At 40.6% G+C, this 11787-nt stretch carries 15 protein-coding genes and 1 tRNA gene; 10 read left to right on the forward strand and 6 right to left on the reverse strand.

The annotated features are described in order from the left end of the window. Positions 1 to 113: 113 nt before the first annotated feature. Positions 114 to 211 (reverse strand) — tRNA-Sec (locus LLF28_05425). A gap of 150 nt (positions 212 to 361) precedes the next feature. On the opposite strand from LLF28_05425, the gene LLF28_05430 reads away from it, so the two are divergent. Then, positions 362 to 865: a hypothetical protein gene (locus LLF28_05430; protein ID MCE5194885.1), complete on the forward strand. Its 504-nt coding sequence runs from the start codon at positions 362 to 364 to the stop codon at positions 863 to 865. 84 nt (positions 866 to 949) lie between these two features. Here the strand turns inward: LLF28_05430 and uvrB are convergent, their stop codons facing one another. Next, positions 950 to 2947 carry an excinuclease ABC subunit UvrB gene (uvrB, locus tag LLF28_05435; GenBank protein ID MCE5194886.1) on the reverse strand — a complete coding sequence of 666 codons (1998 nt, stop codon included), beginning with the start codon at positions 2945 to 2947 and terminating at the stop codon, positions 950 to 952. Positions 2948 to 3044: 97 nt separating this feature from the next. On the opposite strand from uvrB, the gene tusB reads away from it, so the two are divergent. From tusB to hcp, 6 genes are all read left to right on the forward strand, one after another. Next, a complete protein-coding gene (tusB, locus tag LLF28_05440; protein ID MCE5194887.1) occupies positions 3045 to 3341 on the forward strand; it encodes a sulfurtransferase complex subunit TusB in 297 nt (98 codons plus the stop codon). A gap of 9 nt (positions 3342 to 3350) precedes the next feature. After that, on the forward strand, positions 3351 to 3710 hold the full coding sequence (locus LLF28_05445) for a DsrE family protein (protein ID MCE5194888.1): 360 nt from the start codon (positions 3351 to 3353) through the stop codon (positions 3708 to 3710). Next, positions 3710 to 4120 (forward strand): DsrE family protein, encoded by a 411-nt coding sequence (locus tag LLF28_05450; protein MCE5194889.1) that lies wholly within the window; start codon positions 3710 to 3712, stop codon positions 4118 to 4120. The genes LLF28_05445 and LLF28_05450 overlap by 1 nt, the downstream gene beginning before the upstream one ends. Positions 4121 to 4165: 45 nt before the next feature. Next, positions 4166 to 4417: a sulfurtransferase TusA family protein gene (locus LLF28_05455; protein ID MCE5194890.1), complete on the forward strand. Its 252-nt coding sequence runs from the start codon at positions 4166 to 4168 to the stop codon at positions 4415 to 4417. A gap of 90 nt (positions 4418 to 4507) precedes the next feature. After that, complete coding sequence (gene lysS / locus LLF28_05460) at positions 4508 to 5986, forward strand: lysine--tRNA ligase (protein ID MCE5194891.1); 1479 nt, start codon at positions 4508 to 4510, stop codon at positions 5984 to 5986. Positions 5987 to 6110: 124 nt separating this feature from the next. Next, positions 6111 to 7736 carry a hydroxylamine reductase gene (hcp, locus tag LLF28_05465; GenBank protein ID MCE5194892.1) on the forward strand — a complete coding sequence of 542 codons (1626 nt, stop codon included), beginning with the start codon at positions 6111 to 6113 and terminating at the stop codon, positions 7734 to 7736. 109 nt (positions 7737 to 7845) lie between these two features. Here hcp and LLF28_05470 read toward each other — a convergent pair whose 3' ends face one another. Next, positions 7846 to 8238, reverse strand: coding sequence for a cupin domain-containing protein (locus LLF28_05470; GenBank protein ID MCE5194893.1), 393 nt, complete (start codon positions 8236 to 8238; stop codon positions 7846 to 7848). A 250-nt stretch (positions 8239 to 8488) separates the two neighbouring features. Here LLF28_05470 and LLF28_05475 point away from each other — a divergent pair, with 250 nt between their 5' ends. From LLF28_05475 to LLF28_05485, 3 genes are read left to right on the forward strand one after another with little or no spacing between them, the layout of a single operon-like run. Beyond that, positions 8489 to 8884 carry an SHOCT domain-containing protein gene (locus LLF28_05475; GenBank protein ID MCE5194894.1) on the forward strand — a complete coding sequence of 132 codons (396 nt, stop codon included), beginning with the start codon at positions 8489 to 8491 and terminating at the stop codon, positions 8882 to 8884. A gap of 37 nt (positions 8885 to 8921) precedes the next feature. Further along, the gene (locus LLF28_05480; GenBank protein MCE5194895.1) at positions 8922 to 9746 is read left to right on the forward strand and encodes an ankyrin repeat domain-containing protein; all 825 of its coding nucleotides are present in this window, start codon (positions 8922 to 8924) and stop codon (positions 9744 to 9746) included. A 51-nt stretch (positions 9747 to 9797) separates the two neighbouring features. Then, positions 9798 to 10139 (forward strand): DMT family protein, encoded by a 342-nt coding sequence (locus tag LLF28_05485; GenBank protein ID MCE5194896.1) that lies wholly within the window; start codon positions 9798 to 9800, stop codon positions 10137 to 10139. A gap of 5 nt (positions 10140 to 10144) precedes the next feature. Here the strand turns inward: LLF28_05485 and LLF28_05490 are convergent, their stop codons facing one another. From LLF28_05490 to LLF28_05500, 3 genes are all read right to left on the reverse strand, one after another. Then, entirely contained in the window at positions 10145 to 10714 is a 570-nt protein-coding gene (locus LLF28_05490) for a flavin reductase family protein (GenBank protein ID MCE5194897.1), read from the reverse strand. 76 nt (positions 10715 to 10790) lie between these two features. After that, positions 10791 to 11267, reverse strand: coding sequence for a hypothetical protein (locus LLF28_05495; protein ID MCE5194898.1), 477 nt, complete (start codon positions 11265 to 11267; stop codon positions 10791 to 10793). Positions 11268 to 11405: 138 nt separating this feature from the next. Further along, positions 11406 to 11787 (reverse strand): hypothetical protein (locus LLF28_05500; GenBank protein MCE5194899.1); only part of this gene is annotated, 382 nt, incomplete at its 5' end.

Genomic DNA, 11787 nt, shown 5'->3' on the forward strand with positions numbered 1-11787 from the left:
TTATGCAGCTTTCAATCTGCTCTGGCGTGAATTCCTTTGCAAGAGCGCGTATCTCTTTTATCTGGCTTGCATCTTTTTTCTTATGTCCGTGGCTGTCAGGCATCTTCAATTTTTGGCGGGAGCGCGTGGGAATCGAACCCACCATTCCAGTTTATGGCCGGAAACACTGGATTTGAAGTCCAGGAGGGACACCAGAACCCTATGCACTCCCAAGCTTGATTATTTTATCAGAATGGCAGGTTAATTTGCTTGTTAAGCATCTGGAGTACAGGGGGAATTCATAAACATTTTTTTGTAAAAAATTCGGCTTTGAAGTATACTTTATTTTATTTTCATAAAATGAATGGGAGGAACCAAGAGCATGAAATTACAGTTCAAATTAGCATTAGCAGCGATCATCGTTTCTCTGTTTTTTACCGGAGCATACGCACAGACAGGAACTTTGTCTTCAAACTGCATCGAATTCAAGGAAGTGAAGTTCAGCTACATTCCTAAAAACAACTACAAGTATGACGGACAAAAAGTATGGCTTCAGTATACAAACAACTGCGGAGTTGATCTTGATGTTAATAATTTTGAGCTTATCGGCTATATAACAAAAGACAAATTACCACAAAACTGGACATACCAGTTTGCGGCAGCGCTCTTTCCTGTAAAAGCTGGGGCTGTAGGTACAATAGTAGCCAATTATACTGCAACAGACGCCACATTCCTTCGCATTGTTATAAGAAAAGACAGCAAGGTGCTTGGTGAAAAAGTTTTTGAGCCAAAGGATTTTGACAAAATGCGGGCAATAACCCAACAAAAAAGCAAAACATTAGATAAGGCTCCTGTGCAGCCAAAGAATCTGCCAAGTCTTAAATAACATTTTTTAATAAATCATTAAAGGCGGGGATGATAATCCCCGCCTTTAATGATTCTAGTATTTTTTTAAAATCTTTGATTTTATTTAGTCTGTTTTAATTCCTACTTCAATTATCTTTTTCTTAATCTCCTTAATCTTGTCTCTTATGGCTGCTGCGCGTTCGAAGTCCAGTTTCTTTGCTGATTCTTTCATCTCCTTTTCTAATCTCTTGATCGTCTCTTCATTGTCTCCATACTCTGCTTTTTCCTCTGCAACAGCAGGAACTGTCCAGTAATCAGATTCATATATTGAGCTCAGGATGTCTTTTATGGTGCTCTTGATTGTCTCTGGAGTAATATTCATCTCTTTATTGTATCTATTTTGTATGTTTCTTCTTCGTTCTGTTTCATCGAGTGTTTTTCTGATAGAGCCTGTTATGTTGTCTGCATAGAGTATAACCTCGCCGTTAATGTTCCTTGCTGCGCGGCCTGCTGTCTGGATCAAAGAGCGCTCTGAGCGCAGGAACCCTTCTTTGTCAGCATCAAATATCGCAACGAGTGAGACCTCAGGCAGATCAAGCCCTTCTCTTAAGAGATTAACTCCGACAAGCACATCAAAATTGCCAAGTCTTAAATCTCTTATTATCTCTATTCTTTCGAGTGTCTCTATGTCTGAGTGAAGGTATCTTGTTTTTATACCGATGTTCGAATAATAGTCTGTCAAATCCTCAGCCATTTTTTTTGTGAGTGTTGTAACAAGAACTCTCTCATTTTTCTCTATGCGTTTTTTTATCTCTCCAAGCAGGTCGTCAACCTGTGATGCTACAGGCCTTACAGTTAATTTCGGATCGATAAGGCCGGTTGGTCTTATAATCTGTTCAACAACCCTGCCTTTTGTTTTTTCGAGTTCATATTTCCCCGGAGTTGCAGAAACATATATTGCCTGATGCACTCTATGCTCGAATTCCTTGAATGCAAGAGGCCTGTTATCCAAGGCTGACGGAAGCCTGAACCCGAAATTTATCAGCGTTTGTTTTCTCGAACGATCTCCTTCATACATGCCGCCGATCTGCGGGACTGTTGCATGTGATTCATCGATCACTATAAGAAAATCCTTGGGGAAATAATCTATTAACGTGTATGGAGGATCTCCTTGAGACCTTCCGCTTAAATGTCTTGAATAATTTTCTATGCCGTGGCAGTAACCAAATTCCCTTAGCATCTCTAAATCGAATCTTGTCCTCTGTTCAATGCGGTTTGCTTCAGATATCTGTCCCTGTTGTTTAAAAAACTCGACCCTTTCCTTCATCTCAGCCTCGATCTTTTTTAATGCAGGTCCTAGCTTCTCTCTTGGAGTTATCCAGTGGCTGTTTGGAAAGATTGCGATCTTCTCGAGTCTTTTTATCTTTGCGCCAGTGAGAGAATCGAATTCAGTGACGGCATCAATCTCATTTCCAAAAAATTCAATACGAAGAGCCCTATCAAGAGAGAATGAAGGATAGATCTCGACAGTATCTCCCCGCACCCTGAATGAGCCTCTTCTAAAATCAACATCAGAACGGTTGAACTGCATTTCAACAAGACGTCTTAAGATGTCATCGCGCTCTGTTTTCATGCCTTCTTCGATGATTAGATGCATGTCCATATAATCATGAGGAGAACCTATGCCGTATATGCATGAGACTGATGAAACAACTATTGTGTCTCTTCTTTCGAGCACTGCCCTTGTTGCTGAATGCCTCAGTCTGTCAATATCATCATTTATTGCAGAGTCTTTCTCTATATATGTATCTGTTGTAGGGATGTAAGCCTCCGGCTGGTAATAGTCATAGTAACTCACAAAGAACTCGACCGCATTTTCAGGGAAGATTTCCTTAAATTCGCCATAAAGCTGTGCAGCCAGTGTCTTGTTGTGCGCTATCACAAGCACAGGTCTGTTAATATCAGCTATCACATTTGCAATCGTGAAGGTTTTTCCTGAACCTGTAACGCCCAGAAGAACCTGATGCTGCAGTTTTTTTTCTATGCCTTCTTCTAGTTCTGCTATTGCCTTCGGCTGGTCGCCTTTTGGTTCGAATGAAGATTTAAGCTTAAATTTATCCATAGAGCATTGTAAGTCTTTATGCATTCCTAATTCAATTATATAGAATTTGAACTCAAACTAAGTTATATTAATAGTGAACTTAATTCAGGGGTATATTATGAAACTTGGTGTTTTAGTAAGCGATTACAAGCTTAAGAACGATCTGCTTGACAGGATCAAGGCTGAAAAGCTGGGGATTATACTTGTTGCAAACGGAGTTTATCATGCGGCATTGCAAGAAGACGGCAAACCTTCCTTTCTTCTTGATAAGACCCCCTTCCTATATGTGCTTTCAGATGACTTAAAAGCAAGAGGGATAGACACAAAAAATATCGATAACAGGATCAAGATTGTCGATTATGACAATATCGTTGATCTTATATTCAATGACTATGAAAAAATTATCTGGCTCTAGGAGAATGACATGGGAGTTTTAACAATCGGCTGTTTTGCATCAGCTTCGGGGAATATGTCATATGACTTTATGCTCAGACTTGCCGATGCCGCTGCCAGAAAAGGGCATAAGGTAAATATCTGGTTTTCAGGAAATGCAGTCAGCTCCGTGCAGTCCAAGCAAAAACATTTAAAAGATTATTCTACTGCAGAAAAATATCTGAAGACTTTGGTTGAGCAGGGAGTCAAAATATGTACATGCGAGGCTTGCAGTGTAGCACGAGGCTTGCGCATGTCAGATAAAATAGAAGGAATAGAATGGAATACAATGTACTGGTTTCTTGCTAAGATTCATGAAGCAGACAGGGTTCTTCAGATAGGAGAGGAATAATGGCTGATGTAAGAGTTGTTTTTCTCATCAAGACACCACAGTACAAAAATGAGCCTTCAAAGCTGGCAATAACTCATGCAATCTCTTATCAGACACTGGATATAATTCTGAATGACGGGGACACAGTTACTCCATCATTGTGTTTTGTAGGAGAGGGAGTTCTTGGTCTGCATAAGAATCAGAAGTCTGCGGAAGTTTATGATTTGACAAGTTCCGAGACTCATATCAAAAACGCATTGCTCAGTGATATTGATGTCTATGTGTGCAAAGAAGACCTTGAAAAATTCGGCATACCTGAGGATGCACTTGCTGACGCAAAAGACATGGGAGCTGAGAAAAAAATAAATGTTGCGCCTTTTTCAGAGATACAAAAGATCATCGATGATGCGAGGCACCTTCTTTTGTTTTAAATTTTAAAATATTTGTGTCTGAATAAATTTGTTGGAGGCATTAAAGTGGGAGAATTAAGCAGTAAGACACCTGACCAGATATTGGATGTTCTTGGAAGGGCTTGTCCTTATCCTTTGTTTTTAGCTAAACAAGCTGTCGAGAAGCTGAAAACAGGACAGACACTTAAAGTAATCTGTGATGCGCCTGGGTCTGCGGAAGGTTCTATTCCAAAATGGATCGAGAAAAAAGGATATAAATTCGAATCAGTAAAAAAAGAAGATGAGGGAATTTGGGAGCTTTATATACAGAAGACTTGAATAGAACCGTTTATCCCTCTGCCTTGACTTGATTTAAAATTACTCATTATAATTGCACACAATTTATTGATTGAAATTAAAGGGAGAATAATGACCGAAGAGATTAATGAACTTATAGAACAGAGGATTAAGAAACTCGGAGAACTGAAGGAAATGGGCATTGACCCTTTTGGCAGTGCATTCGAAGTCAAGGATTATGCTGCCAACCTTTTTGCAAAATATGAATCATCTTCAAAAGAGACACTCGAGGCAATTCCTGTCTCATGCACAATAGCAGGAAGGCTTATTACAATACGTGATTTTGGCAAAGCAGCATTCGCACATGTTCAGGATTCAACAAGCAAGATCCAGGTTTATTTCAGGAAAGACAGGCTGAATGAAAAATATGATGTCGTAAAAAAACTAGACATGGGCGATATTATCGGGGTAAAAGGAGTTTTGTTCAGGACAAGAACAAATGAGTTGACAGTCGAAGTTGATGATTTAAAATTTCTCACAAAATCACTCAGACCACTGCCTGAGAAGTGGCACGGATTAAAAGATATAGAGACAAGATACAGGCAGAGATATGTTGACCTGATAGTAAATCCCGAGGTAAAGGAAACATTCAAAAAAAGAAGCGCTATTATTAAATCAGTCAGGGATTTTCTGGAGTCAAAGGGATTTATAGAAGCAGAGACACCGATGATGCATCAGATACCCGGAGGCGCTGCTGCAAGACCTTTTCAGACACACCACAATGCGTTAGATATCGATCTTTATCTGAGAATAGCTCCTGAGCTTTATCTTAAACGCCTGCTTGTCGGCGGATATGAAAGAGTCTATGAATTAAACAAGAATTTCAGGAATGAAGGCATTTCTACAAAACATAATCCTGAATTTTCTATGCTTGAATTCTATATCGCTTACAAAGACTACAATTATCTTATGTCTCTTACTGAGGAGATGATATCAGGAGTTGTGCAGAAAATAAGCGGAGGGTTAAAGGTGCCATTTGGAGAACATGAGATAGACTTCACTCCTCCATGGAAACGCATCCCGATGCTTGATGCTCTCAAAGAAAAAGGGGTGCCCGATGATATATTCAAGGATGCCTCAAAGGCAGGGGCATGGGCGAGGAGCAATAAAATCCCAATAGAAAAAAACGCATCGCTAGGAAAAATTCTTGATGAGATATTCAAGGAAAAAGTTGAAGAAGAATTAATCCAGCCGACATTTATAATCGATTATCCTGTTGAACTTTCGCCTCTTGCAAAGAGAAAAGCTGATAAACCAGAACTAGTAGAGAGGTTCGAGCTTTTTGTTGCAGGCAGAGAGATTGCAAATGCATTCTCAGAGCTGAATGATCCGATGGATCAGCGGGAGAGATTTCAGAAGCAGGTTGAAGCTAAGGAAAAAGGCGACGAGGAGACAATGTGGATGGATGAGGATTTTGTGCGCGCGCTAGAACACGGTATGCCTCCTGCAGCAGGTGAAGGAATCGGGATAGACAGACTGGTTATGCTTCTTACAAACTCTCAGTCAATAAGAGACGTCATCCTCTTCCCACAGTTAAAACCTGAAGTTTAAGATTAATTTTTCTGCACTTAAATTAATCTATCTTTAAGCCTATGATTTAAATCATATAAATTAAAACCCGTTTCTTTTAAACTCAAGGCTTCGATTCCAAAATAACTTGCAGAAGGAGATTTGAATGTTTTGTTATCAGTGCGAACAGACTATTAAAGGAGGCTGTACAAAGGCCGGTGTTTGCGGCAAACAGCCTGATGTAGCAGCCCTGCAGGATCTGCTTCTGCATACACTGAAGGGATTGTCCCTTTATGCTGTTGAAGGCAGGAAGGCAGGAGTAAATGACAAGGCTGTGAATGTATTTACAGCAGAGGCGCTCTTTTCAACACTCACAAATGTTAATTTCGATCCGGCAAGATTCATGGACCTGCTCAAAAAGACTGTTGAGCTTAGAGAGGCTCTAAAGGCAAAGGTTAAGGCAGCGGGCGGCAATGTTGATTTTAAATATGACGCTGCAAATCTTAATGTAACCGACTCTGTTTCTGATATGGTAAAACTCGGAGAGTCTGTTGGAGTAAACTCTGATCCATCCATGAACCCTGATCTTCGTTCACTCAGAGAGATCCTTATATACGGACTCAAGGGCGTTGCTGCATACGCAGACCACGCTCAGATACTTGGTCAGGAGGATGACGCTGTATATTCATTTATGCAGGAAGCCCTTGCATCCACACTCAACAAAAATCTAGGTGTTGATGAATACCTCGGCCTCTGCATGAAGTGCGGCGAGATCAATATAAGGGCAATGGAGCTGCTCGATGCAGGCAACACAGGCACTTATGGACATCCTGTGCCTACAAAGGTTCCGCTCGGACACAAAAAAGGCGAGGCGATACTTGTTTCAGGACATGATCTCAAAGACCTTGAAGAGATACTCAAGCAGACAGAAGGCAAGGGCATTAATGTCTATACTCACGGCGAGATGATCCCATGCCACGGGTATCCTGAGCTCAAGAAATATCCTCACTTCTACGGACACTTTGGCACAGCTTGGCAGAATCAGCACAACGAGTTTGTACAGTTTCCGGGCGCTATTCTGATGACCACAAACTGCCTGCAGAAGCCTGCTGAGTCGTACAAAGAAAATGTATTTACATGCGGGCTGGTCGGGTGGCCTGGAGTAAAGCATATAGCTGACAGAAACTTTGCACCTGTCATAGAGAAGGCGCTTGCGCTTCCTGGATTTGATGCAGATTCCGAAGGCAAGACCGTAATGACAGGCTTCGCACGTAATGCTGTAATGAGTGTTGCAGGCGCTGTGATAGACGCTGTCAAGGCTAAAAAGATACGCCACTTCTTCCTCGTGGGCGGCTGTGACGGAGCAAAGGCAGGCCGCAACTACTATACGGAGTTTGTTGAGAAGGTTCCATCAGACTGCGTTGTGCTTACACTCGCATGCGGCAAGTTCAGATTCTTTGACAAGGAGCTCGGCGACATAGGCGGTATACCGAGACTGCTGGATGTCGGGCAGTGCAATGATGCATACTCGGCAGTTCAGATAGCTGTTGCGCTCGCAAAGGCATTTAATGTGGGAGTCAATGACCTGCCGCTTTCGCTGATACTCTCATGGTACGAGCAGAAGGCTGTGGCTATACTGCTCTCACTGCTCTACCTCGGTATAAAGGACATAAGACTCGGTCCATCTTTGCCCGAGTTCATCACACCCAATGTGCTGAATGTGCTTGTTGAGAAGTTCGACATAAAGCCGATATCAACACCTGACGAAGACCTGAAAACAATTCTTGGTTAATACAAAAAAGGCGGGGAGAATAAAGATGCCCGCCTTTTTTCAAACTTGATAGTTGCATCAAAAAAATCTGCCTAAAAATTTTGGACTGTGAAAAACCTTTTGATTTGTTTTAGTGATGTTCTGCTGCCTCCGCTGCATCTGCTTCGGCTTTCGTCTTATGCACTGTCCCGTCAGGATGATTTGGCGGAGTGTAAATCGTATACAGTTTAAGCTTTTTGGTCGAGGATGCATTGATAACATTGTGAAAAGTTCCGGCAGGCACCACAACAGCGTCACCGTCACCGACAAGATGTTCCTCTTTGCCATTATTAAAGATGAATTTTGCATTTCCCTCTTCAATGCGGAAAAACTGGTCTACACTTTTGTGAACCTCGTTGCCAATTTCTTCATTTGGCTGCAAGCACATTACAACAAGCTGGCTGTATTTGCCTGTAAATAATACTTTGCGGAAGTAGCCGTTATCGAGAGTTGCTTTTTCAATATGTCCAACATATCCTGTCATTTTTTATTCCTCCTTGTTTTTCAGTTATATAAGCCTGGGCAGTAGAATCTCTTTCAAGAAGTATAGGCAATTTTTTTAAGGTTTACAAGAAGAATGTAGACTGTCAAATGGCGTTTAAAAAATCCTAAATAGCTGTTGATCATAACCCACGAATGTCAGAAATGGTATAATTCATTTGATTCCAAGAGAGAATTAGCAGTTTAATATACCAATGCAAGTAACCGAGAGAAGAACTTAGGAGAAAATAAAATTGAGAACTTCCTTGAAACCAAGCAAGACTCTATCAGCAGGATCGATTGCCGGCCTCATCTTCCTGCTGTTTTTTGGAATAGGCTTTCTTATTTTAATCAGCAGCGTTCTTTCCCAGAATGATGCTCCTGCTATCATGCGTGTTGTATTTTATGTCTTTATGTGTGGGTGGATTGGAATTGTTATCTTCATGCTGGTTTATCATGCGCTCAACCTGAAACGCAAAAAAGGATTGTCTTTGATTGATATTGAAACCGAATCCTGTCCCCATGAAGATATTCCTGAAAATAACCCGATGCAGAAGCTGCGCAGTCTAGAGAATTTGAAAAAAGACGGGCTTATCAGCGAGGAAGAATTCAAAACAAAACGCGCGGAGATCATGCAGCAGAAGTGGTAATAACCTTATTTTTCTAAAATAGATCGGAGACAGAATAATGAATAGAATATTTATTTTTTGTATATTGTTGTTTCTCTTTTTTTATTCTGCTTCGGCTGTAAGCGGAGATATTACAGATAAAGCTGTCGGCAGCAATAAAAATAGTCATCCAGAATTATCAGAGAAACCATCTCCTTCTGAAGCGCTTTTTCTTTATCTCAACAAAGGCAACGGCGACCTTAATGTTGTAAGTGAACTCATACAAAAGGGAGCCGATGTAAATTTCAAGGACAGTCAATATAGTATCACGCCTCTGCATAATGCAGCCCATTACGGACACGCAGATATAGTCAAAATACTTATCTCTCACAAAGCTGATGTTAATGCAAAAAATGGAGAAGGCAACACTCCACTGTATGCTGCTGTTCACCAACAGTATCTAGAAATTACGCAGATGCTCATAGAAAAAGGCTCTGATGTAAACATGAAAAATATCTACGGATACACGCCGCTCAGGGCTGCCTGCAGATCAGGGAATACCGAGCTTGCGCGTCTCCTTCTGTTAAAAGGAGCAGACGTCAATGCTAAAGACAACAAAGGCGACACTCCGCTGCATGGAGCTGTAGATAAAGGAAAGAAAGAAATCGTTTTGCTGCTTATTAGCAGTGGAGCGGATATCAATTCAGTCGGCCGCTTTGGCGACACCCCTATTCATGCTGCAGTCTCTTACGGAGACCTAGACCTTGTAAAACTGCTTATTGAAAAAGGCGCAGATTTGAATTTAAAGAATGCTAAAGACTACACACCCTTTGATTTGGCGCAGAAGCGAGGCTTTAAGGAAATAGCGGACATCATAAAAAATAAGAACGGAGTAAGCTTCTAAAAATATAAAGACTGAATGTTGAAGAAAAAATCAAGATAAGGAGCAACAAAATTGAAACCTGTTTTTATTTCGATCATCCTGCTTTCCATAAGCAATATCTTTATGATGTTTGCTTGGTATGCGCATCTCAAAGAGCTGAACAATAAATACTGGCTGATCGCTGCCCTTGTGAGCTGGGGCATTGCGCTGTTTGAATATCTTGTGCAGGTCCCTGCAAACAGGATCGGCTATTCTGTAATGTCTGTCGGACAGCTTAAGATAACTCAGGAGATAATCACTCTTTCAGTATTCGTGCCGTTTTCTGTTTTTTATCTCGAAGAACCGCTAAAGCTGGATTATCTGTGGGCAGGCTTGTGTCTTGTCGGAGCAGTTTATTTTATGTTCCGAGCTTAATAAGCCTATTTTAAAGTTCTCCCTATAGAAAAAGCCTCGCCAATATAACTGCCGACTTTTTGATAAGCGCGTGTCTCAGGAGCAAAGAGAATCGGTTTTACTTTTTCTATATCAGGAAGCCCTTTTTCATTAAGCACAGCCTCATCAGCCTTAACATCAACTATCTCTCCGATAAACTGCGTGTGCATTCCGATCTCAACGACATTGATAACCTTGCACTCCAGAACCATAGGGAACTCCTTAACATAAGGCGCGTCAACAACCTCGCTTTTTAAAGGAGTGAGTCCTGTAGCAGAAAATTTATCCGTATCTCTGCCTGAGACTATTCCAAAATAATCAGCCTCTTTAACGTATGCCTCAGAAGGCACATTAACAGTAAAAGCCTTCCTCTCCATAATATTCCCATGAGTGTAAGTTGCTTTCCTCATAGAAACAGCAACGCACGGGGGCTTTGAACAGCATATTCCTCCCCATGCAATAGTCATGACATTGGGTTTCCCTTCTTTGTCATAAGTGCCGATAACCCAGACAGGCGTTGGATAAATCAACGTCTTCGGTCCAAATGATTTTTTCATCTCATCCTCCTGATGATTTTTCAATTATCAAAAACATGTATACTTTTTTAGGTTTTTTTAAGATAGATGGCAAACTTTATTCCTTAAGTGTTTCTGTCTGCCTCTTAGCTTCTTTTTCATGCGTATATTTGCGGTATGCCTCCTCGCCGTGAGCAAGGAAATAATGCGTCTCTTCGATAATAGTTTTTATTCTTGTCTCTCTCAACAAAGATCCTGTGAATGCTCCTTTAACAAAATACACTTTTGTTTTTGAATTATCTAATGGCTCTAAAAATATACCCATATCTATAGTGCCCATAGAGATATAATTAACAATTATTGTCTTATCATCTTTATTGAAATCTGTAACTGTGGATCTATATACCATATTTATTAGATTATTTTCGCTGTGTCTGATGACAAATTTTATTCCGTCAAAAACCTTTTCCCATGGATGATTGAAGGTCTCGATTATAGCATCGCCTTCTGCTTTTTTCTTTTCAATGTCTTGAATGCTCGCGCAAGAAAAACAGAAAAACATCAAAAAGGATATTAATATAAAAACCTTTCTCATGACGATTTTTCAGCCTTCCTACTAATTTTTCTATCAAATTTTACTCTCATATACATAGAAAATACAAATCGCGAAGATTATATTTATTATTACTTTCTTTTTTATAAACCCTTTTTTCTTTATCGTCTATCAAATTTTTCACTGTGGATTTATTATCTTCTCTGCGAGCTGATCAACTCCACCTTTGAGAATCACTTTTAAAGTATTGGGACTGCTTGGCCATCCCTGAGGAGCAACAACATTTTCAATAACTGTCTGGCCTGGCGCAGCACATAAACTTCTGCCACCGATTGATTTCCACCCGCCCTGTGCTGTGGAATCAGGCTTGAAAACATTAAAAAATAGATTAGCAGCAACGCTTGATGTGTTTTTAACGCTCACATTGACCATTCCTGATTCGACTTTTGCTGATGTTATCTGAGCTGTATAGTGAATGTTAAGGTCAATCACCTTTGTGTCCACAACTTTGGACCCGCTGGTCAGATTAAGACTCAGCTTGTTGTATTTTGAATTTCCAATC

It is taken from the genome of Nitrospiraceae bacterium (genome assembly GCA_021373015.1).
In the GTDB taxonomy this organism is placed as follows: Bacteria; Nitrospirota; Thermodesulfovibrionia; order Thermodesulfovibrionales; family UBA1546; genus JAJFTJ01.